Source organism: Paraburkholderia sabiae (genome assembly GCF_030412785.1).
Classification (GTDB): Bacteria; Pseudomonadota; Gammaproteobacteria; order Burkholderiales; family Burkholderiaceae; genus Paraburkholderia; species Paraburkholderia sabiae.
Map to the genome: position 1 here is coordinate 158,158 of NZ_CP125298.1, position 21,322 is coordinate 179,479.

The window sequence follows — 21,322 nt, forward strand, 5'->3', positions numbered from 1 at the left end:
TAACTCTCGTCAGAACATGATCAAGTGCACGTTGTTTACGAAAAATATTGGGCATGTCGCGCGTGAATTTCGCGTTGGCGACGCTCAGGCAATAGTCCTTTCTGATGCCAAAAAGCTGAAAGCCGTGATGGAATCAAACGACGTCTATTACTACAACGCAGCGAAGGTCGAGATGCACAGGGGCCTGTTCAAGAAGGGCATGTTCGAAGTTCCCCTTGTTGCTCCGAGGGCTGACGGACTGCACTGGATCGAAGGGTTTCACCAAGTGAACGCGGCGCTTGAGGAGGGCATGACAGTCGTGCTTATCGGGACCTCGCTTGTCCTTGCGGAACAACTGAAGGCGCTAGTCGGGGCTAGCTGCGACGATACGGCGGGCAGCCCTTTTGATTTTTCGGCTTGTGACGCGACCATCATGTAAACGAGCCGTTTACACCAGGTCGTACCGCAATCCCGCACCGGAGGGCGTAGACGAAGGAAAACGGGTCGATCATCTGGCGCTGTTCTGGGCAAACCTATCGCAAACTGCAGACACCTCACCCGGGTTGACGCGCGCCGTTCCTCGATCAGCAGGATACGCAGAAGTGTTGCAGCCGCTGTCGCGCGGAGCGCTCTTTAGGCCCGCCGGTCCTTTTCAACGCTCCGACGCCTTGGGCGTGGAGGGGGCTCATTGCCGTCCTTTCGCCAGAGCGCATCGGGCGCAATGCCAAGCAGCTTCCAGAATTCTCCTGCAGTTTCTCGAAGAGAGGTCACCGAGCAACGGGGTTCGAAAGACGAATTTTAAATTTTCACGACGCGGTTAAGACGCAAAAGTGATCAACTAAGGGAACAATTCATGAACTTCCATAGGCGTCTGTTACAGGCGGCTATCGTCACATCTCTCTGCGTTGCGTGCGCAACCTCAGCGAGGGCGGGCACAGACGCTTCCACCTTCGATGTCGCTGGTATCAGGCTTGGCATGTCGCCTGCAGAGGTGCAGTCCAAAATCGCCGAGCATTTTGGCGTAAGCAAGGCAAAGGTCTATACGCTTTCGATGCCGCAATCCATTCTCGGCGGCAAGCCCGCGATCATCGCAGTGAATTACGAAGCCAACGGCGAGCGCTTGGAAGTCAACTTCGAAGTGGTCAGTGCGAAACCGGGTGACCCGACGGCCGCCGACCGCATTGGTTACAAGTTGCCGTTCTCTCGTGAGAACGCTGATAGGCTGAAATCCGCCGCTGTCGCGAAGTACGGCGCACCGAACGTGGACTCATTTCCGCTTCATTGGTGCGCGAAAGCTTCCAATCCTGCGCTCTGTGATTCTGGTCAGGCCGAACTTACCGTCGGAAACACCGACCTGATCCTGAAGGACGACAGGTATGTTCAGCGATCCATGCGGTTAAGGGACGAACTAAACAGCGCGAAGCCACGTCTTTGATACGACCAGTTTGAAGGGCCGCCGCATCGACGGGAACTAGAACAGCCCGGGCGGCCCTGACTCGATGCGCGTTTCGAGCCGCTCTGATGACATTGTCGAACGCGCACTGAGCGCGCGGAGAGCAGAAAAGAAAATACTCATGAGAAAAAATACGTGGACATACGGTGAATTGACACAGATCGTCGAGAAAGAGATTGACGGGCTAATGGAAGAAGCGCGCGCGACGGCTAAAAGCGAAGACAGGAGGCGCAAACAGTGCTATGCAGCCGGTGTCTTGATGGGTTGGATGGCTATCGCTGCGGGCGACGCGGCCGCAATCGACAAGAAGCGCATGCGGGACAAGCTACGTCTCACTGCATAACGTCGAAGCGCGGATAAACGTACGCGCGATTGCGGCCGCGCCGGGCGTCGTGGCGAAACGATGGCTACGGAGTGGAAGCGACGCTCGCTCATGACTTATGGCTGGAATTCGACGCGACTCGGTCATTCGATCGAAATTGAGGTCCGCGATCCGAGAATGTGCCTTCGAATTTGTTCGCCTCAACTGTTCTTTCGCTCGACGCGAGATAGCCATTTTGCTGCCGAAACTCACCAAGCTCGGCCTGTCGCACAGATTCAGCATTTCCCTCTTCCTTCACGCGCCAGTGGGCGCTCGCCGTTTCGGTATGATTCCGCAAAGGGATAAAGGAGACGGGGAAATGGATGACGGAAACGCTGCGTTCGACTACGCGGCATTTATTGAAGAGGTGAGGGGGCTAATCGGTCGTGCGAAGGCGTTCGCGCCGCAGGACAAGAGATACGACAGCCCCGCGTTGAAGCAGTGGCGCCATCAGCTCCACGACTACATCCAGCGGATCGAGCGCGAAGGGTATCGCATCAACTGCGATGATGTCATGCGAGTGTACTTCGTTCGATCCTATGGATCGGTTTCCGGCTGCGACCAGTCAGAGGCATCTGAGAAGGACTTAAGTGCCACGATCGGTGAATTGGAGCACCTGCTCGAGGCCTACAACAAGTACGGTGACCCGGGGCCGAACAAGAGACGAAGCGTAGCAGGTCCGATCGCTGCTCCGGTCGAACCGGAGCAGCAGGAAGTCGTTAAGCTCGAGGTGCCTGAACGTATCACTATGCCGTGGATCTGGAGGAACGCATCTGCCACATTTTTGTGGACGGTCATCATCGGCGCGATCGTCTTCATCGGCGTCGTGTTCTCGTTCGGCGTGTTTATGGGCGGGACGAAGGCAGGTCAGCAGTTTATGGATTGGTTCAAACCCGCTGCGCAGTCCGACACCAAAAGCGACGACCAATATCGGCTGGTGCGACCGGAAAGGAAATAAGGGCTTCGACCTGATCGCGCAGGCGCCGGATATTCCGTATCCAGCGAAATGAAACGATCCATCGCGCTCCTAAAGAAGAATTTCTTCGCGGGACGAGCAGAATACGCGACTCTGGCAAAAGTAAATCGCGTTTCGATTGAATGCTCGTAGACATTCGAGATTGTCCGCAAAATAGTAAAGCTGGAGCGGATGGTTCTGTTTCTGATGGTGCTCAATTAGTTCGCGCGGCGCACGGGGGACTAACCCCGCGTGATCGGCAAACAAGTAACGAATAAAGGCGTCGTGGCGAAGATTAAACTCCAAGCCAATCTGGTCGTGCCGGTCCGTAAATTGGCTGAAACCACGATCAGACAGTAGGCAACGTGATTCGCTATACGTACAGACCATGACTGCCGCAGCATGGCTTTTTCGCTCAAACACTGCTTTGACCATACTCTCGAGCATAGAGAGATTTCCCTCCCCCGATTCCACAAAGAGCATGAACAGCATCCGTAGCCATCGGCCATAGTCGGTGTCGGATATGCCAAGTTGTGAACAAAGCCATGCCTGATGAGGCTTGCGACCATTGAGTACACGTTCGAACATCCGTCTTGCGTCCGATGCGGTCGGCTCGTAGTTCGCGAGCACGCCGAATGTGTTTAGGATTTTGGCCACCGAAAAGGGGTTGCGCGCGAAGTTCAGTAGTTTGGCCGTGAAGATACTGGCGATCTCGCCGCCGACATTGTTGTCGCCCGATGCGAGCTTCCGAAGCAGGCTCCCGGTTGTGACGGCGACCTCCTGTTCGAAGCGCTGAAAGCTCGCCTCGAAGTTGAATCGCGAAGCGCAGTCCGAAGCGACATCAAACGTGAAGAGGTCATCGAGCGAAAGATTGCTAGATATCAGTCTTCCCCTCTGGTTCTCAAGTCGAATGGTAAAAGACTCCCGCTCTTGGACCTTGAACGAAAAGATCCGTTGATCTCGCGGCGGTGCGAAAGGGTTCGCCGCGTTGAGTCGTTGCTCGACCTGCGGAACAAAGTGCTGATTCCGGGTTGCGTTCGAATAGTTCATTTGGCTGCGGCGCACGACGAGTACGCCATGATATCGGATGGTCCGTGGTGTCTGGGAGCCCATGCTTGGCGCGCAATTCGGCGCATGGCGTTGATGGTGTCATGCTATGCAGGCGCGGCGGGGCCGGAGAACGAGCGCTGGCTGGCCTGCGGCTGGCCGAAAGATAGAAACGGCGTCTGGAAGCGCGGGGCTATCAAAGGCCTGGAAACGCAAGAAGCCCGCTAGGGCTCGGCGCTGCGCTTGGCCTCGCGGCCAGCGCCCACATAGCGCCCAGATTCAAAGAAAAAGTTTGTGCCTGGGAAGTAAGCTAAATCGCGGGCGACAATGTCTCATATCGGCAAGACAGCGGGCCGACGTCGATGCTGACTGAGTGACTCAAAGGGTCGATGTCGGCCATTCGAGTCCGCGAGATGCGACAATTTTGGCGCGAACGTAGGGCAGTAGCACCAACTTTGTCGCACCACCCCGCAATGTGGCGCGGCTACGCGTCGTAAGCCTTTGATTACGCACTATACGCCGTCGCGATAACCATGACGCCCTACGAGAGCCGCGACGATCGCGACCGTGATTGTTTCAGTCATTATTTTTCTGGTCTCCGAGATCGCTTGAAATCTCTTTCCGGTCATTGCCGCTCGGCGAAACGCCGAATGGCCTCGATGGAAAAAGGCCCGGCGACTAGGCGCCGCCACTTATCGCGCGTCGCAATCCATTGGCGATGACGAAACTCAGCAGCGTTGACGCCGGACTGAAGCTGAGGATCGTCTTCTTGGTATCCGAGGGTGTCCATGACCTCACCGAGGCCAGCCTGTCCGGCGCGCCAGTCAGATGCCGCTCGCTTTTCCACGATTTCGGGGCCGACATAGTAATGCAGGGTGATTGACATCGCCTTTTCGCTCAACTTGGATTCAGTTGCCATGTATGAACGCACGACGTCAACGAATCGATTGGGAATCTGACTGTGGTCGTCGACACGCTGCACGGACTCGAAACCCGGAAGGAACGAGGCAACAGTCGCGATATCCAGTTGATGATCTGGCGGGACGGTGGCAAACCAGCTTAAGAAGTGCTCAAGGGGAGTTTTGGAATCAGCCATGATAGGTTGGGAAGCACTATAACGGTTTGACCTTTCCAGTTCACAATCTTCTCACGGCGCGGCTCAGAGGGAGTCGACAGCGACGTCGAAGAACCCATGACAAACAGTGCAGCGGAACAACCGGCGCCTGATCTGAGCGGCAGTTTTCGTGCGCGTGCGCTTGAACCCATGCGGGCGTGCCGCGACCATCTTGCGGCAATGCGGGCACCAGATCTGCGGCGCAGGTGCTTTCAGACCAAGCCGCAGCCGGCGCTCGAAATCGCCTGACGGGTCGAGAGCCAGCAACCACTCGCGGAAGCGCTGAACCCACGACTTGATGACCTCCGGCTTTGTGCCCAGCGACTCTGCAGCGTCGCGCAGGGTTCTGTGTTGCGAAAGGAGCGGGAGGATTGCGTAGAGCATGTCCTTGCGCAGCATGTTCGCCATCGGCGTTTTCGTGGTCCGCATGAACAACCGGGCGCACGCTCTGCACTGGAACTGGGGTAACGTGGGTGCGGCTCGCATCTTCCCGGTGAGCCGCGAGTCGGCGCTGCCGCAGTGCGGACAGGCCGGTGGCGCAACACTGGGCGACAGGGCGACGTCGATGTGCTTTTTCAGAAACCGCGTGAGCGCCTTGTCCTCGGTGAAGCGCCGCGCGATCGGGCTGTTGCTGCGCAGCGGCCTGCTGAAGTCGAAGCGCTCTGGCGCCACCGGGGAAAGAGCGGGCTTCGGTAACTGATCTGGCGGGGGGTGAGGCTGCAGCTTCATGGACGCAGTGTCGATGGGCGGGAGATCAGGCGCATCGAGGCCAGATCGCCGACGGCGGGCCGCCGCGTTTCGTGCGAGGTCGTCCACCACGATGACCGGCACGCAGTCGGCCGATGAATCTGACTGAAGCGGCCAGGAGAAAAGACAGGCGGGGCACTTCGCGAGTCGCCGCTGATCGACGCTATACCCGCCGTTGAGTTTCACACCGCCGCGGCCGCATCTCGGACACTCGCCGGCTGGCCGGTACTTGATGCCGAGTTTCACCAGCGACGTCCAGTGGCCGTCCGGATCATGCGCTGCGATCAGCTGGCGAAAACGCATTAGCCAGTTCGATACCGCAGCATAGTCAATCTGCAGGCGACGCGAGGCCTCCTCGACCGGAATCGGTTGCGACAACAGGGAAAAAAACGCAGGCATCTTGCCCACAAATCGAAGGCGCGCGAGCGGACTTCCCGTCAGCCTCGTGAACAGCTTCCTGCACCCGCCACAGCGGAAGTAGGGGACCGAGTGATATCGCGTGGGCCTCTGGTGCAGGCGCGCGGTCGCGGCTCCGCAATGCGGACACAGCGGCGTGGGTTTGATATCGGAAGAGTGCAGCTCCGCCCAAAGGCTGGCCAAGAACGCCGTGAGCGCAGTGTTCTCTTCGTCGCCGTAGCCACGGTCGCTCGTCCGCGTGATAGGCGTCCGGGCGTCGAATACCGCAACGGCGGCGACGCGTTTGTCTTTGCGGGCGCTACCGGTAGTTTTCAAAGCTTGTCGCATCACTTCGCCAAGTGTAAGGCGCGCGGCGGCGCCCGGTCTGGTAGATCAGGGAAGTGCACCGTTAACGGTCGGCGCAGGCCCGAAGTTTAATCCTGCGGCCTTGACACGCCCAGCGTCACGCCCTCGGCATAAAAGATCGTACCGATGGCCATCACCGAACTGGTGAGCGGTTGTATTCTCTTCGATTCCCACACGAACGCTCTTCTAGATTTCGCCAATGCCCCGCCTGATGATACCGACCGATGAGCAGCTGGCGATCCTTGATGCCGTCGTCGGCCGCGAGAGCATGAAAATCAAGGCATACGCCGGAGCGGGGAAGACGTCGACCCTGAGGCTCGTCGCGGACCGTCTTTCACATCAACGCGGCATATACCTCGCTTTCAACCGCGAGATCGCGGAGCACGCCAAGCGTCGATTCCCAGGGAACGTTCTTGCGGGCACGATTCACTCAATGGCGTACCGATCGGTTTCGACTTCCCTCACCGCGCGCGTGAATCAACCTGCGGAGCAGCCCCACGAGCTTGCGGCCCGCTACGGACTTGGGCCCGTCGAAGTTCCCCTTGTCACCGGAAAGGTCGTTGAAGTCACGCCTTTTGAGTTGGGCCGGATGATTGTTGATGGGCTCGGCAGGTTTTGCCGATCTGCGGACGACGTGCCGCTCCAGCTTCACATCCCTGTCGACGAGAAGATCGACGTGAGGGCGGCCGAATGGCTGCAAAGCAGACTCGTTCCCTACGTCGAACGACTGTGGAGCGAAAGCAAGGAACCTAGCGGCCGCGGAGCCATTCTTCCCGACGTCTACCTCAAGGTCTGGGCTCAGTCCGGTCCGCGCATTGAATCGGACTTCATTTTGCTCGATGAAGCTCAGGACAGTGATGGTGCGATCTTGCGGCTTCTCGACGAGCAGACACACGCACAGATCGTGTACGTAGGCGATCCCTATCAACAGATCTACGAATGGCGCGGCGCCGTCAACGCAATGGCGAAGATCGAGGCAGCCGAATATTCGCTGACCGAGTCGTTCCGTTTCGGTCACACGTTCGCCCTGCTAGCGAGCCGACTACTTGCGTTGCTTGGCGAGCAGACGCCGGTTCGCGGGCAAGGCACAATCGGCTCCCTCATGGTCGAAGACCCGTCGGTCGCGCCACCTGTTGACGCGATTCTTTGCCGAAAAAATGTCTCCGCCATATGGCATCTTGCCGCCGGCGTGGAGGCGGGCCAAAAGCCAGCAATCCGCATGAGCCCAGCCGAGATTGTCGCTTATGCCGATGGTGCCGATATGTTGCTGGCGGGACGTCGTGCTTTCCGACCAGCTGCATTGTCGCTGTTCGAGACATGGAAGGACGTTCAGTCTTTCGCTCGCAGCGCGGCCGGCGTCGATCTGCTTCCCATCGTGCGAATCGTCGACGAGCTAGGGACGGATTATCTGCGCTCGCTCGCACTGAGGATCACACCCGAGGCGAGCGCTGATTACATTATCTCGACGGTGCACCGGGCGAAAGGCCTCGAGTGGAAGCGGGTCAAGGTCGTTAACGATTTCCTGTTCAAATACGTCGATGGTCGCCTGGCCCTGGACGACGATGAGCTGCGCCTGCTCTACGTCGCCTTGACGAGAGCGCAGCACGTTCTGGACGTGTCAGACCTACGTGAACCGCTCTTGAAATTGTTTGCGTGAGACGAATCACTAGGTCGCGATCCTGAGGGCGATAATTCTCGGTGCTCAGTGGCAAGCCTTGCAGTGGTCCCGTAACCGCTTGACACGCTCGTGCACACGATAAAATGGAATTAGCTTCGCCACACAGGTGAGCGGTCGAAGACGCAATTGGAGGGCAGGGCTATCTCCGAAGCGTACATACAGAACCAGTCAAGAGAATAGATGCTTACGGGAACCGGGCTATTACACACGCGAGAATCAGCCGAGCGCCGCTACGAGTTAATCAGACGCCGCGCTCGACTGAGCGCGCAGCGGTACGCGCGACAACGGACGCGGCGTGACTTCAAGTTCAAAGCGTTTGACGTCTTTGCGTTCAAGGCTGTTGCATCGCAGTGGGAGCCGCGTCGACGCAGGGTCGCCTGGGACTGGGCCGCTCAGTTCGTTTACTGGAGAAAGAAACGACCTACCCGGTGGGATCTTGCGATCTGGCTGGGTGACGAACTTATTTGTCTGGCGCTGGGTTATGCATCGCGGCCCGGGAAGAAGATTCTCTATCTCGCGGGCGTCGAACGCATTCCCGGCAACCATCCAGAAGCGCAATTTGTACTTCCGATGGTGATCGACGCGACGGAGCGATACGCCCGGAGGCTTGGCGCCGCGGAAGTGCGGATCTTGCAGCCACACCCGGCGCTCGAAGCCAGGTATGCGGTCTTGGGGTACACTTATACCTATGACAACGCCAAGCGCTCGACCGTAGCCCGGCGTGAGGAGTAAACCGTGCGTACGATGAACATGGGTTTTCAGAAAGCCAATGATATTCAGGAGCGAACGGCCCGTGCGGCGGGCGGTTCGGGCCGGTCTACGCCTGTACCGCGTGTGACGCGCGAAGATCGCCGCGCTCGCGACATCTACAGCGCATTCCAGGGAGCGGATACACCTGAGTTTCAGGGAACGATCCGGCAGCGACGACCCCGCTAAAACCAAAAAGGCGCATGAGCGCCTTTTTTACGTCTCCGACATTTTACATAATATAATTTATCGAACGGTCGCATGTAGGTCCCAAATAGAAATGTCGGGTTTCCGCTAAATAGAAATGTCGTGTTTTAGGTAGTTTGAGCGCCGGACATCCGCTCTGGGAGCCGGCGATGAACGCGACTGGGACGATCACGATGACGATGCGCGAGGTGGACAGGTTCAAGGTCATCCAGGCGGTAACGGAGGCGCGGCTCAAGCCTGGCCAGGCGGCTGCGCGGCTGGGACTGGGCGTGCGACAGGTCGAACGGCTGGTGCTGCGCTATCAGGCCGCTGGCGTGGCGGGACTGGTATCGGGCAAGCGTGGCCGTCCCGGCAACCACCAGCTGCCGCCCGGCAACCACCAGCTGCCGCCCGGCAAGGCGCAGCGGGCGCTGGCGCTGATCCGCGAGCGCTACCCGGATTTTGGCCCGACGCTGGCGTGCGAGAAGCTGCGCGAATGTCATGGCATTGAGCTGGCCGTCGAGACGGTGCGTACGCTGATGCGGGCGGCCGGGCTGTGGATTCCGCGCAGGGAGCGCCCGCCGAAGGTCTACCAGCCGAGAAACCGTCGGGCATGCCTGGGCGAACTGGTGCAGATCGACGGCAGTGATCACCGCTGGTTCGAGGACCGGGCGCCCGCGTGCACGCTGCTGGTGTTCATCGACGACGCGACCGGGCGCTACTTTGAGGCGCTGGCGAAGTATCTGGACGCGCAGGTTTTCACGACGCCCCCGCCCCGTACTGGCGGTCGCGGACATCACAGGCCCGCGACCTCAGGATCCCAATTTCCAATGGTTTCAATGCGACAGAGATCCGGCGATCTCAACCGCGGGAGACTGGCTGGAACAATGGGACGCACTCAACAGCGCGAGGCCCTGCCGGTTACTGACCGTTGACGGCATCCTTGAACGCCTTGCCGGCAGTAAATTTCACCGTTTTCGCCGCAGCGATTTGGATTTCATCACCGGTGGCCGGGTTGCGGCCCACGCGCGCGGCGCGGCTGCCTGTCGAAAACGAGCCGAATCCGATCAGTTGGACGGTGCCGCCCTTGGTCACTTCGGCCGTGATGGCCGCGATGATCGCATCGAGTGCCTCGCCCGTGCTCGACTTGCTTTCGCCGGTGCCAGCTGCGACTGCGTCGATGAGTTCCTGTTTGTTCATATAGATTCTCCCTCTGTCTGATGTCCGCCCATGCGGGTCAGACGCACACCCTAACGCATACGCGGCGAGCAATGCAACCTACACGACTTTGCGAGTCCATCAGAGGAGGGTTCGCACTGCCATTGTGGCACCCTCGCCTGCCGTCGATCGATGCTCGCTGGCACACGACCTACGTCACCGTGAAAGCCGCACTGCCCGCCATGTGGGCGGGTGCTCTCAGTCGAGCACTCCGCGAACCCGGCAGCGGCGACTCGCGTTTTTCATCGAGCTGCGCTTCAGCTTTCGCGGCAAATGCGAACTGTCATCATAGGCTGGGCGTACGGTTTGCCTGTTGTTTCAAGAGCTGATTGCGCCGGTCAAGATATCGATCATCGAACAGTCGAAGTGCGGTGCCTTCCAGTGTAAGGCGCGCTTGATTGGTCTTGCACGCCATGATGGTTGAGTCCAGGCACCATCCATCACCCGCAGCCGAGTGTACGGCCGGTGGTCCATACTTCTTAATCGCCCCGTCGTGCATCCCAGTACGGTTCTCGGAGGTCAGCGGGACGTTGTAGCTGATCATGTCCGCTGCCATCGGACTCTTGACATCGATCGGATTCTTCGTTTCAAAATGCACTGATACTCGTTCTCCCGGATTTTTCTCGAACGCAATGTCAGTCACGGCTTCTTTGTGCAACGCTAAGGGGACCTGCTTTGTAATTGTGAGACTTGTCCGCTTGACATGGAAACGTGTGATCAGAGCGTCGGCTACTTGCTCTGGTGACATACCCAGCCGGACCCCGGATATATCAAATGCCGAAGCGTCGACGGGCTCGCCGGCAACCGCGATACCGCTGATCATTAGTGCCGCCGCTAAGAATGTACGACCGAATAGACCTTGGATTCTCATAGTTTTGGTTGTAGTTGTGTAGGTACTGGCAGATCGTCTTTAACGCTCGTCCGAATAGTAGAGGCCAGTCCCACAGGTGCCGCAAAAATGCTCACGAGTGTATGTGTATCGCATCAAGCGACGCGTCTGCAAGAAAGTCGCACCGCAGCTCACACACGATGGTTTTCTTCCGCTTAGCATTGGATGTCGCCCGACGTACCACTCATATGTTTCATTCTCGTACCGTCGAATGGTTCGATATCGACGAACGAGGAGCAAGATGAGAACTGCGGTCACCAAAAGCGTCACCAACCCTGAGACGACCTGTCCATTTACAACGTCTGCGAGGCCGCTTATACCGTGTACTCCGATCAGGATCGTGACGAAGAGCGTCAGATACTTTGATACTTTTCTTCTCATTTGAGCGTTCATCCTTATATGATGTGCCGGATGTGCTTGCCTAGGCGCCATCGGATTCCTCTCAGATCGCCATCGTGCATGAGTCAGGCACATCGACGTGTATACGGCATCGGTTCTCCAAGACTTTAGCGTCAGCAAAGCTTTCGAAGTTTCAGCAGCCAAGTGAGCGTCGATCGCTGCATGCTCGCGTTGCCACCACAGTCCTTGACGACGATTAACTCTCGGCAGAATCGCGCGGAGCTTTAGCAGCCAACCACCACGAGAACGATCTTGACCGCAACCGATTTCCTCGAACAATCAAGAAACCCCGTCGCGTGGCGAAAGCACGCGGTCGCTTTGCGGCGATCTGCTGACCATGCTTTGGGAGGAGTTCTCCCGTGTATTTATGGCCGCAGTCGCGGAAACCAGAGACAGTAAGGAATCGAGGTCCGCGTCACGATGGGACAGACGGCGAGCCCAGTCGGTGGTCTTCTCGTCCGGCTGGCGCGTTAGCGCGCTGAAAACTCGCGCACGCCGTCGTCACCCTACTGGCGCATAGCTATGGCGCACTACATGCGCGATTGGCTCGTTGTCGCGCCCGTTTTCCCGCTTTGTGCCATATAGCGTTCCAAAGTTTCGTCTTTGGTGTGAAGGGCGCTACCACTGAGAAACTGAAGGTTTATCTGATGGATGTCAGACGAGGATCGAGCGCGAATCGTTCATCGTTCTTGAGATCAAAATATTTAGTCGCCGTCGATGTGTTGATCAGCAGATTCCACGAATGCTTGCTGACTGTGCTCGGCAGAATCACAACGGGATGCGAGGCAAGCAGCGCATCTCCAAATTTTTGTTGGTTCGGACTGACAGCGCCTGGATTCAACCAGTGCGGATTAGGCACATCTGATGGCCGCACGACTTCGATGGACACGGCGGCGATGCTGATTTCCAGCAGCCTATGTGGAACGCTATCCAGCACGTTAAAGCCCTTATGCACGGCCACTTCAAGAATGGTGGTCGACGGATCTAACGAGGCATAGATTACCCGCTGCCCGGGTGAAGACCATCGGCCACCCGCCAAGAACGCGCCCTCGGCCGTAAACCATGTCAGAAAGTGCTTCTCCCGTTCAAGTCTCCATACGCTCAACGTGCTCGTGCCGAGGTTTGTCGGCAAGGGCGTCAAGAGTACACCCCATAATCCATCCGGATGAGCAGCGTCTTTACGAGTTCCGCACCTTCCGAGCTTTGCAGCAGATCGATTGGTCGGCGCTGGTCCAGTCCAATGGCGGGCGTGGAAAGCCAGTGCTCCGCAGCTTCCTTCGATCCCAGAACGTCGATTGCCTGTTCCGTGATTGACGCGAGCCGGATAAGGCGATCGGTCGCGTTGCTATCAAGCAGGCGGTCTTCATCCCTGCCGCGCTGCAGAGTGCGTTCACTCACACCGATCGCCTGAAGCAGCGCTTCACGCGCGATGACTTCGTACGCGTCCATCATTTCCCGCGCAAGGACAACCGGCAAGCCGTGCGTCACGATGTCATGTGCCTGCAACGGCGTCATGTCGGTGACCTTCGTGATCCCCACGGCTAGGGTCCTTTCACTGCTGCCGATGTACGTCCCGTACGACGTGATTCGCGTCTGCAACGCTTGCAGAAGGCTGCGAAACGGCGTGCCGTTCCCGAACTGTCGCGTTATCGGTTCCATCTCCAAACTCCTTTCCGCCACGTGTCGTGATATTTTACGCCAAGTGGCGGAAAACGTCCAACACGTCCGCGGAGGGCGCCGGACTCTTCCAGTGCCCGGAGTTGCGCTATATTGCCCGTCATTCTTCAGACGAGACCCATTGATGAAACGGATTGCGCTGCTCACCCTCGTGCCTGCCCTGCTTGCTGCCTGTGCGCCGGTCGATGCCGTACGCAAGGAAAGCAGCCTTACGTGGGCGACGGTCACGATCGCCAGTTCGCCGGCCGCGCTGATACGCTCGGCGCAGGAACGCACCCGGCGCTGCGGCTTTCTCGTCGGTTCCGTCACGATGGACGGCTCGTATTTTCCCGATACGGCCGATCAGGCGCTCGATCTGACCATTCACATGCCAGGCGGTGGCGCGGTGGGCTTCGGCCGGCTGCGCATGGCGCCCGATGGCACGTCGACCGCGGTGCGCATCGGCACACCTGATACATCGTTTGCTCGGGATGTGGGCGCCCGTGTCGGCCGGGTGCTGGCCGATCCATCGCTCGCTTGCGACGCCTGAACCTGTTGCCCCAACCATGCTTCGCGGCGATGGGAGTGCTCCCCTAGCCGCCGCAACGTTGAGTGAATGACTCCGTTGGGGATCGCGCCCCGAGCGTCAACCACTTCTAATACTTTTCGCTGGAATAGAATCAATGCTTTCGAATTTCAATCGAACAGGCGCAGTTCTCATAGTCGGCGTCGCCCTTGCTGGCTGTCACGGCAAGTCGGATCCTTCGCCGGAAAACTTTGTGAAGGCCGTGCAAAAGCATTTGGATACCATTGATGCCGTTTGCGTGGACAGCGGGCCACTTCCTTTTGATCTCCCGCACTACAGCGGCTCTGTTGGCTATCAGGAGGGACAGGCGGATGCGCTGGTGAAGGTTGGCTTGCTTTCAAAGGAGCCAACGAGCGTCAATCAAAACGGTCGCGCGATTCCCGGGTTCCATTATTCAGCAACGGACGAGGGGAAAAAGGCATCTAGGCCGAATAACCGGATGTGTGGCGGGAAAACACAAATTCAATCGATCACGTGGTCTTCATCGGTCCCGGACAATGCCTCAGTCGGTACAACCGTTCAAATCAAGTACATTGCGAAGTTAGTTGAGCGGCCGCATTGGGATGATGAAGCGACTCTTCGGAAAACGCATGTTGAAGTGCTTTCCACGAACGATGGTACGTACAACGCTGAAAATTTCCTTGAACTTACCAGTGATGGCTGGGCGGTGAAGCCAGCGTGGGGAACTCCATAAAAGAGAGCTTCAGTATTGCCCCTCAGGCGCTAGCGCCCGCTCGAAGAAGCTAACCCAAGGGTACGGAATAAACGGTGGCACAGTGATGAAGCGATGGATCGAATTTGTCCGAAGACGGAACCGCACGCTGGACAGCGAAATCCCATGACTTTCTCCGTTTTCTGTTGCGTTGCGGCCCTGTCAGGAAAGAAGGCGCGTGAGTTCGGCCACCAAGCCCGCGCCGACGGCGCTTCCAGCTGCCTGTTCGACGACCGATCGGATGCTATGCATTGTTTCCCGGATGATGGCGAATCGGGGTTTAGGCGATTTCGCCTGAGCCTCGATGGTTGCTATGTCAGCTTCGACCTCATCGCGCGCCTCGGTCGTCAGATCAAGTACTTGTAGCTGTTCCCGCAGTCGTGTCATCAAGGTCGTGACCGCTGCCAGGTCAGGCGGCGCCTGCACGAAGGTCTGCGTGGAGTCGGTCGTGGCTTGTTGAACCTGAGACTGCTGCATGCTGTGGATGACCGTCTGGTTCTGCGCGTAATATGCGACCGGTGCCGGCGTGGCAGGCTCCGGCACACGTTGCTTTTCTTCATCCGAAAACGTCATATCCTCTCCCAACACGCCGCTGCTTTCCAGCTTCAGTGACCAATCGAGAACAACGTTGCGCACCGTATCGATGACGCCCTGAACGGATGCCCTGCTGATAGCGGTCGCGGGTTGCATTTTGGGTCCTACCATCGCGTCCATCAGATTTCGCTCGACTTCGGGAACGAACGACACCATAAACTCGCCCGGTTTCTCTGTCTCAGCGAGCATGTTTTCCAGTTTCGCGATCGAGTCGACTATTGGCCGTTTCGACAGGCGCTCGGCCCACTTCGGTTCGGCGAATCTCAGCGGCTGCCATCCGTGATAGTCGTTGAAGACCTTGACTGTGTCAAACGCAATCTCATGCATGGACGCCCCCGGTTTGCCAAGCTTTCATGATGCGATGTATCGAAGGTCATGATTGCAGCCATGCATCCGGACTTTGTTGCCGTGCGCAGGCCGGCTGTCCCTGATGGAATATGCTGACGGGGTCCCGATCAAGTTGGCGAGCTTGGCGCTCCTTGAGATTTGTCGGGTTTGACCCGTCACGGTCTGACCTGTGTTGCCATCACGTCATGATTGCCCAGGCAATCGGTGGAAGTGTCCTTCTTTTGTGGCGAGATTGTTGCCGTCGGGGATTACACGTTCAGCCGGCAGCTTGATAACCGAGCTGGTATGACCGCCCGTGAGCCAGCAACGCCCATACGATCCGGGCGTTCTTGTTGGCCAGCGCGACTGCTACCACATTGGGATTGCGACGCTGTAGCAGGCGAGGCAGCCAACCTTCTTGATCGTTCCTGCGTTGAACAGCCCGGATGACGGCACGCGCCCCGTGGATCAACAAGGTTCGCAAATAAGTGTCGCCCCTCTTACTGATGCCGAGCAGAATATTTTTTCCGCCGCTTGAATTCTGTTTGGGTACCAGGCCGAGCCATGCAGCGAGCTGGCGCCCGCTGGTGAAGCCTTTGGCATCACCGACCGAAGCTACTAATGCAGTTGCCGTAATCGGCCCAATGCCGGGCACCTGCGCGAGCTTGAGACTCGCGTCATTGTCGCGATGCCATCTTTGGATCTGTGCCTCCAGATCCCGGACCTGTCGATCGAGCTCCTTCAGATGTTCCATCAAACGTTGAATCAGCAACCGGAACGATCCGGTCAGGTCGTTAGCCGCATCTTCAACTAAAGCTGGCACGCGACGGGCGATGTGAGCAATGCCCTGTGGAACGACGAGCCCAAATTCGCTAAGCAGTCCGCGGATCTGGTTCGCCTGTGCCGTACGGGCTTTTACGAAGCCCTGACGTACGCGATGTAGCGACAACACTGATTGCTGCTCGACATTCTTGATCGGCACAAATCGCATGTTGGGCCGCGCGACTGCCTCGCAAATGGCTTCGGCGTCGGCCGCGTCGTTCTTGTTCGTCTTGACGTACGGTTTCACGAACTGTGGTGCGATTAGGCGAACGGTGTGTCCCATGCCCTGAAGCTTTCGGGCCCAGTAGTGAGCGCTCCCGCAGGCTTCTATCCCGATCACACAGGCTGGCAGGTTCGCGAAGAACGGCAGCATCTGATCCCGCTTGAGCACCTTCTTCAAGACCGCTCTGCCATGCTCATTTACGCCATGCACAGCAAACACAGATTTAGCCAGATCGATGCCAATTGTCGTAATCTTCATGATGGGCGCTCCCCTCGGGTTAGGTGGTTGCTTCGACACTTCCACTCTGGCACATTGATGCCGTATCGGGTGGGGGCGTCCATCCCATTAAGTTGATACAGCTTCGGACGCAAACGCAATCGTAATTTGATACACCCGCTCATGCGGTCAATGACTGGAGGCTGCCTCCTTTGAACTGCGTTTGCGTTTGATGTCGTCCGCGTCGTTTAGGTGCGGCGGTGGGATGCGGTTGATCATGCCGGCCTGTCGTTTTTCCTTCAGCCTGTACGAGTCGCCGGAGATCGGCACGACGTGTGCGTGATGAAGCAGCCGGTCGAGGAGCGCCGCCGTGAGCGTTGCGTCGTCAGCGAAGGTCTGGTCCCACTGGCCGAACGGCAGATTGCTGGTCAGGATGAGACTACCGGTTTCGTACCGCTTGGCGACCACCTGGAAGAGCAGGTTCGCCTGCTCCCGGTCCATGGGCAGGTATCCCATCTCGTCGATGATGAGAAGCTTGTAGGGCTTCGTAATTCGCTTGATGGTTTCCTCAAGCTGGTTGCGGCGCAACGCTGTCGTCAATTGCATCAGCAGATCGGCGGCGGTGATGAAGCGGGTGCGAAACCCGGCCTGCGTTGCACGATATCCAAGCGCGACAGCAAGATGGGTTTTACCAACGCCACTGGGTCCGAGAAGCACGACATTCTCGGCACGCTCCACAAAGGCAAGACTGCCGAGTTCGAGAACCAGTGCTTTCGGCACGCCGAGCGCGAATTCGAAGTCGAACTCATCAAGCGTCTTGATTGCCGGGAAGCCAGCCAGACGCGTCAGCATCCGGCGCATTCGCTCCGCGCGTGCCATCGCTTCATCCTTCAAGGCCTGTTCGAGGAAGTCGAGATAGCCGAGCTCGCGCTTCGCGGCCATCTGGCCGAGATGCGCAATCTGTGTTGGCAAGTGCAGCAGGTTGAGCTGCTTGCACAACACCGTCAGTCGTTCGAGTTGTGGCGTCATGCGCTTACCTCCTGTGCGCGGCTGAACGCGTCGTAGACCGACAACGGGTGCTGCAGCGGTTTGTTCCACTCCGAGGTCGCGTACCGTGATGCTGGTTTCGGCTGCTGATGTGGCGTCGCACCGGTTCTAACCGATCGTCCCACGTAGGGTGCCGGTAGTGGCAGAAGATGCGGCCGCTCCTCAAGCAACACTTCGGCCGGAATCCGTTTGGTCGTGCCGTGCACACGGACGTTGGCGACGTCGCGCAACCACAGTCTGACGCGCTCATTGCACAGGCCGCAGTCGGCTGTGAGCCCTGCCTGTTTGAGCATTGAAACCAACGGGACCCAGAAGCTGTAGCGCAGATATCCGTTCATACGCTCGACCTTGCCCTTCGTCTTCGCGCGGCATGGCTTGCACACGCGAGGTACGAACCCATGGTGTTTGGCGAAGTCAGCGAATCCCGGATGATATCGGTGCTGCTTCTTGCCATAGGCATCACGTTTCAGAATCACCGTCTTCATATTGTCGTACACGATCTCTCTGGCGACGCCGCCAAATGCCTCGAATGCCCGCACGTGGCAAGCCAGCAGCGTTTCGATACGCATGTCAGTGACAAACTCCGCGTAGCTGACGCGGCTGTAGCCCAACGTCGCAACGAACGCCGCGAGCATGCCGAGTTTGTGCCCCGGCTTACGAAACTCAATCCAGTCCATCTGCATCTGATGTCCCGGCTCTGTTTCGAATCTGACTACCGGGTCGGGACGTGCAGCGGGTCGAAGCTTCTGCAGGTACTCCTGCACCCGGCGTAAGCCGCCCGTGTATCCGCGCTCCTCAATCTCCCGCTTGAGTACCGTCGCTGGAATCCAGTCCGGTTTCGCTGCTTCAACGCGGTCCTGCAGATATCCCTTGAACGGCGCAAGCTTGCCGGCGACTGGCTGGCGGGCCTTGCGTTGTGGCGGCCCCGATTCCAGATACTTCCTGATTGTGTTGACTGCCATACCGGTCTCGACAGCGATGTCCCGGAGGCTGTTTCCCTGGCGACGCAGAATCTCGATTTCCATGTACTCCTCGTAGCTGATCACGGGCCGCTCAAAGGGAGCAACCCTACAACGAGGCGTATCAATTCCTAACTGCGTTGCTGTATCAATTTACAACTGCGCGCGACAACTGAACCCGAGAGCAAACGATATTCCGGCAAGTCATCGGCGTCTTTGTAGCCATTCATTTCGGAGCTGACCCATCTTTCAAACTCGGAGACGCCGAGTTTTCGCGCGACGACAAAAGCCATGCGCAACAGGTGCCCCACGCTGCCTTGGGTGTTCAACGCTTCGCGCTGTAGCTCTAAAACAAGTGACGCCATGACAGCCTCCCTTCGGACCAACGAGCGTTGCCTACAATCCCCGCCTTGATAAGATGTAACTGTTTTCCTATGCCTTCTTCCAGCCTAGCTCAGTATCAAATTCGGGCAACAGCCTCGCAGCAATCAAACCTTTCGGCGCGCCTCTTATGTCACTACTGCCCGAGTACCAAAAGGACACCAACTCGCCCGCCGTGAACACATCGCTGGGATCTGCTGGCTCTGCGACAATGTCAACACCACCGTCCTCTGATGCTACTTTTATGATGTAAAAGTCGGGCGCCTCATCAGGTAAGCCCGTGACATCGAGCACAAGGGCAACGACCTGACTCTCAGGTTTCAAAGTGCTATCACAGAACTCGCATGCGTACCGAAACGCACTCTCGTTGTCCTTGAACCGCGAGCCTCGTCCGGTCTCTCTGAGCCGGTGTCCGATCGATCCTCGCGAACAGCTTCTTCAGCATCGTCGCCCCGTTTTCTAATTTTCCTACTCTTGCGGTTCATTCACGTTCGCCCGCTCGCGCGGTGGACGTACGCGAATCCACTTTCCCCGTCCACCGGTCGCTGTGTACAGAATCAAAAACAGGTAGCCACGTCGCGCCATCTGCTCGATATCAGCGGTCTGGTCAGCCATCCCGATCCACTGCATTCCCACGTCGAATCTGTACGGTATGCGTTGCGCGGGTGCGGGCTCCGTGATGATGAAAGCCTGCTGTGGTTTCCGGCGCCAAACATAGGCCTGCCACCATGACTCGAAGTACATTCCGCCCAAGTTCGTAATCGTCGTTGGGCGATCACCCACATTGAGCGCGGTCACCGCGACGTAGGTGCGTGGATCTTCGACTCCCCCGCCAACCATCTTCATCCCGGTTGATACAGACAAGCTGACCCTCGGGCCGGGATCGGAGCCACTTATACGCGTCCTATCCAAGGACGAATGTCGAGATGACGGCGGCGTATGCGGCGATCCCCAGAGTCAACAGCTCGTTCGAGTTGAAGGTGTGAGGGGCAATCGTGATCATGGTCAGCGGTGATGTTTTCCGCTCAGAATTTCGTCACAGGCATCGAGTTACCTGTGATCTGCTCGACGTCCGCAACTTCAAGGAACTCTTCCCCTTCAAGCTGGGCTTCATCGATGCCGATCCCGCCTGCGTTTTGAGCCTCATGTTGTGCGATTTGATACGCGAGCACGCCTGCCTGGAAGACGCTCCGCGGCTGCCCTTGACTCGCAACGGGCATCAGCCACGTACTGCCGGCATTTGTGTAGTCAAGGTCCACGTGGGCAACCTGCCTACCGCTCGCGTCAGGCTGCGGCTTGAGGACAGTACGGACACGCGCACCGTTTGCGAGCCGAAAATCAAGGATTTGCACCGGCTGTTGTCTCGTGCTCGGATAAGTGGTCTTTGCCATATGAACATCGCTCCTTTTGCTATTTTCCTATGCTATCTGTTTCCGCGCATCAACCCGTGTAGCTGATTGAGTCAATGTGTTCGGCCAGATATTGGGCGATAGCTGCGGCTTGTTGAACGGTCGTGCCACGCTTTAGATTTATAGAAAGAAATCCGGAGCCGACAATCGAAAGCTCGCTCGTCGTCGGCTGATAGTAGAGCGATACCAGCGCGTCATCGCGCCCGCTTGCGCTGGCCTCACCTTCTTTCACCTCAAAAACATACACGCCTTTATCCACTTTTTCCATTGCCGTGCTCCCTGTGGCGTTATCCGTCCGCTTCAATCGATCAGCTGGAGGCTCGACCGTTCCGCTTCCCAATCGCGGATCGTTTTCGCCCACTCTTCGACGCCATCATTGTGCTCTTTCGCTGTCCGCTGCGCATCTTGAAGACGGCGGCGTACGTATTCTGCAGCGATCCAGTACCACCCTGCAGCTGCCACCAGCGCGGCAAAGGTGCCCGGGCCGAATCGATAGGCAAGAGCCGCTACGAAAAGCGTTGATGCGATCGTCGAGGCGTTGCCTTGTTCCAGAGCGCTAACAGGAATCGCGTTCCCTTCGTAAAACGCAATATTCGCTTCGAGCAGTGTTGTCGCTCGCTCAACGTAGCCTCTGCGGGCATCGGGTTCATTTATTCGCTCTGCGATCTCAACGAAGCCGAGTCGTCCCACTTCTCGGTCGGGCAGTGCAAGCAACGGCTTAACGGTTGCATCCACGTAGTCGTTGAACGCCTTCCGGGCTCTCGCTAGTTCCCCATACGGATCATTCTTCATCGCTCTAAGCTCCCGCCGAAGACGCTTTTCTATTCGTTCCCTACCGCCCGCCTGGCGAAACGC

General features: G+C 57.9%; 24 protein-coding genes and 1 pseudogene. 9 read left to right on the top strand and 16 right to left on the bottom strand.

Going from position 1 to position 21,322, the window contains the following annotated elements; genetic code table 11:
- Nucleotides 1-16: 16 nt before the first annotated feature.
- The 4 genes from QEN71_RS43325 (at nucleotide 17) to QEN71_RS43340 (ending at nucleotide 2,751) form a co-directional block, all read left to right on the top strand.
- The gene (locus tag QEN71_RS43325) at nucleotides 17-418 is read left to right on the top strand and encodes a hypothetical protein (RefSeq protein WP_233472097.1); all 402 of its coding nucleotides are present in this window, start codon (nucleotides 17-19) and stop codon (nucleotides 416-418) included.
- Between the two features lie 414 nt (nucleotides 419-832).
- A complete protein-coding gene (locus QEN71_RS43330) occupies nucleotides 833-1,414 on the top strand; it encodes a hypothetical protein (RefSeq protein ID WP_233472096.1) in 582 nt (193 codons plus the stop codon).
- A gap of 139 nt (nucleotides 1,415-1,553) precedes the next feature.
- Nucleotides 1,554-1,775: a hypothetical protein gene (locus tag QEN71_RS43335; protein ID WP_201659264.1), complete on the top strand. Its 222-nt coding sequence runs from the start codon at nucleotides 1,554-1,556 to the stop codon at nucleotides 1,773-1,775.
- Between the two features lie 337 nt (nucleotides 1,776-2,112).
- Nucleotides 2,113-2,751 carry a hypothetical protein gene (locus tag QEN71_RS43340; protein ID WP_201659261.1) on the top strand — a complete coding sequence of 213 codons (639 nt, stop codon included), beginning with the start codon at nucleotides 2,113-2,115 and terminating at the stop codon, nucleotides 2,749-2,751.
- Between the two features lie 69 nt (nucleotides 2,752-2,820).
- On the opposite strand, the gene QEN71_RS43345 is transcribed toward QEN71_RS43340, so the two are convergent.
- The 3 genes from QEN71_RS43345 to QEN71_RS43355 form a co-directional block, all read right to left on the bottom strand.
- Nucleotides 2,821-3,798, bottom strand: a complete 978-nt coding sequence (locus QEN71_RS43345) for a hypothetical protein (RefSeq protein ID WP_201659258.1) — start codon at nucleotides 3,796-3,798, stop codon at nucleotides 2,821-2,823.
- Between the two features lie 622 nt (nucleotides 3,799-4,420).
- Nucleotides 4,421-4,891: a hypothetical protein gene (locus QEN71_RS43350; protein ID WP_201659255.1), complete on the bottom strand. Its 471-nt coding sequence runs from the start codon at nucleotides 4,889-4,891 to the stop codon at nucleotides 4,421-4,423.
- A gap of 63 nt (nucleotides 4,892-4,954) precedes the next feature.
- Nucleotides 4,955-6,400 carry a DUF746 domain-containing protein gene (locus QEN71_RS43355; RefSeq protein WP_201659253.1) on the bottom strand — a complete coding sequence of 482 codons (1,446 nt, stop codon included), beginning with the start codon at nucleotides 6,398-6,400 and terminating at the stop codon, nucleotides 4,955-4,957.
- A 217-nt stretch (nucleotides 6,401-6,617) separates the two neighbouring features.
- Between QEN71_RS43355 and QEN71_RS43360 the strand changes: the two genes are divergently transcribed.
- The 3 genes and pseudogenes from QEN71_RS43360 to QEN71_RS43370 all read left to right on the top strand — a co-directional run.
- A complete protein-coding gene (locus QEN71_RS43360; RefSeq protein ID WP_201659250.1) occupies nucleotides 6,618-8,075 on the top strand; it encodes a UvrD-helicase domain-containing protein in 1,458 nt (485 codons plus the stop codon).
- Nucleotides 8,076-8,276: 201 nt separating this feature from the next.
- Complete coding sequence (locus tag QEN71_RS43365) at nucleotides 8,277-8,828, top strand: hypothetical protein (RefSeq protein WP_201659247.1); 552 nt, start codon at nucleotides 8,277-8,279, stop codon at nucleotides 8,826-8,828.
- Nucleotides 8,829-9,199: 371 nt separating this feature from the next.
- A pseudogene (locus QEN71_RS43370) lies at nucleotides 9,200-9,778 on the top strand (helix-turn-helix domain-containing protein); the annotation flags it as partial.
- Between the two features lie 172 nt (nucleotides 9,779-9,950).
- Here QEN71_RS43370 and QEN71_RS43375 read toward each other — a convergent pair.
- The 4 genes from QEN71_RS43375 to parS all read right to left on the bottom strand — a co-directional run bounded on the left by QEN71_RS43375 (nucleotide 9,951) and on the right by parS (nucleotide 13,194).
- Nucleotides 9,951-10,229 (bottom strand): HU family DNA-binding protein, encoded by a 279-nt coding sequence (locus QEN71_RS43375; RefSeq protein WP_201659244.1) that lies wholly within the window; start codon nucleotides 10,227-10,229, stop codon nucleotides 9,951-9,953.
- A 304-nt stretch (nucleotides 10,230-10,533) separates the two neighbouring features.
- Nucleotides 10,534-11,070, bottom strand: a complete 537-nt coding sequence (locus tag QEN71_RS43380) for a hypothetical protein (RefSeq protein ID WP_201659241.1) — start codon at nucleotides 11,068-11,070, stop codon at nucleotides 10,534-10,536.
- Between the two features lie 1,105 nt (nucleotides 11,071-12,175).
- A complete protein-coding gene (locus QEN71_RS43385) occupies nucleotides 12,176-12,676 on the bottom strand; it encodes an RES family NAD+ phosphorylase (RefSeq protein ID WP_201659238.1) in 501 nt (166 codons plus the stop codon).
- Entirely contained in the window at nucleotides 12,673-13,194 is a 522-nt protein-coding gene (gene parS, locus QEN71_RS43390) for a type II RES/Xre toxin-antitoxin system antitoxin (RefSeq protein WP_201659395.1), read from the bottom strand. The genes QEN71_RS43385 and parS overlap by 4 nt, the downstream gene beginning before the upstream one ends.
- Before the next feature lie 142 nt (nucleotides 13,195-13,336).
- On the opposite strand from parS, the gene QEN71_RS43395 reads away from it, so the two are divergent.
- Together QEN71_RS43395 and QEN71_RS43400 are read left to right on the top strand one after the other, a co-directional pair.
- Entirely contained in the window at nucleotides 13,337-13,741 is a 405-nt protein-coding gene (locus QEN71_RS43395; protein ID WP_201659236.1) for a hypothetical protein, read from the top strand.
- Between the two features lie 133 nt (nucleotides 13,742-13,874).
- The gene (locus QEN71_RS43400; RefSeq protein WP_201659234.1) at nucleotides 13,875-14,471 is read left to right on the top strand and encodes a hypothetical protein; all 597 of its coding nucleotides are present in this window, start codon (nucleotides 13,875-13,877) and stop codon (nucleotides 14,469-14,471) included.
- Nucleotides 14,472-14,651: 180 nt separating this feature from the next.
- Here QEN71_RS43400 and QEN71_RS43405 read toward each other — a convergent pair whose 3' ends face one another.
- The 9 genes from QEN71_RS43405 to QEN71_RS43445 all read right to left on the bottom strand — a co-directional run bounded on the left by QEN71_RS43405 (nucleotide 14,652) and on the right by QEN71_RS43445 (nucleotide 21,259).
- Nucleotides 14,652-15,410, bottom strand: coding sequence for an AbiTii domain-containing protein (locus QEN71_RS43405; protein WP_201659232.1), 759 nt, complete (start codon nucleotides 15,408-15,410; stop codon nucleotides 14,652-14,654).
- A 277-nt stretch (nucleotides 15,411-15,687) separates the two neighbouring features.
- Nucleotides 15,688-16,713, bottom strand: a complete 1,026-nt coding sequence (locus QEN71_RS43410; protein WP_201663008.1) for an IS110 family RNA-guided transposase — start codon at nucleotides 16,711-16,713, stop codon at nucleotides 15,688-15,690.
- 147 nt (nucleotides 16,714-16,860) lie between these two features.
- A complete protein-coding gene (gene istB, locus QEN71_RS43415) occupies nucleotides 16,861-17,700 on the bottom strand; it encodes an IS21-like element helper ATPase IstB (RefSeq protein WP_290468340.1) in 840 nt (279 codons plus the stop codon).
- Nucleotides 17,697-18,764: an IS21 family transposase gene (gene istA, locus QEN71_RS43420; RefSeq protein ID WP_456093901.1), complete on the bottom strand. Its 1,068-nt coding sequence runs from the start codon at nucleotides 18,762-18,764 to the stop codon at nucleotides 17,697-17,699. The genes istB and istA overlap by 4 nt, the downstream gene beginning before the upstream one ends.
- 44 nt (nucleotides 18,765-18,808) lie before the next feature.
- On the bottom strand, nucleotides 18,809-19,042 hold the full coding sequence (locus QEN71_RS43425) for an AbiTii domain-containing protein (protein ID WP_201662744.1): 234 nt from the start codon (nucleotides 19,040-19,042) through the stop codon (nucleotides 18,809-18,811).
- A 484-nt stretch (nucleotides 19,043-19,526) separates the two neighbouring features.
- A complete protein-coding gene (locus QEN71_RS43430) occupies nucleotides 19,527-19,922 on the bottom strand; it encodes a hypothetical protein (RefSeq protein WP_201662746.1) in 396 nt (131 codons plus the stop codon).
- A 161-nt stretch (nucleotides 19,923-20,083) separates the two neighbouring features.
- Nucleotides 20,084-20,449 (bottom strand): hypothetical protein, encoded by a 366-nt coding sequence (locus tag QEN71_RS43435; RefSeq protein ID WP_201662749.1) that lies wholly within the window; start codon nucleotides 20,447-20,449, stop codon nucleotides 20,084-20,086.
- A 49-nt stretch (nucleotides 20,450-20,498) separates the two neighbouring features.
- The gene (locus tag QEN71_RS43440; RefSeq protein WP_201662750.1) at nucleotides 20,499-20,735 is read right to left on the bottom strand and encodes a hypothetical protein; all 237 of its coding nucleotides are present in this window, start codon (nucleotides 20,733-20,735) and stop codon (nucleotides 20,499-20,501) included.
- Between the two features lie 32 nt (nucleotides 20,736-20,767).
- Nucleotides 20,768-21,259 (bottom strand): hypothetical protein, encoded by a 492-nt coding sequence (locus QEN71_RS43445; RefSeq protein WP_201662753.1) that lies wholly within the window; start codon nucleotides 21,257-21,259, stop codon nucleotides 20,768-20,770.
- Nucleotides 21,260-21,322 lie beyond the last annotated feature (63 nt).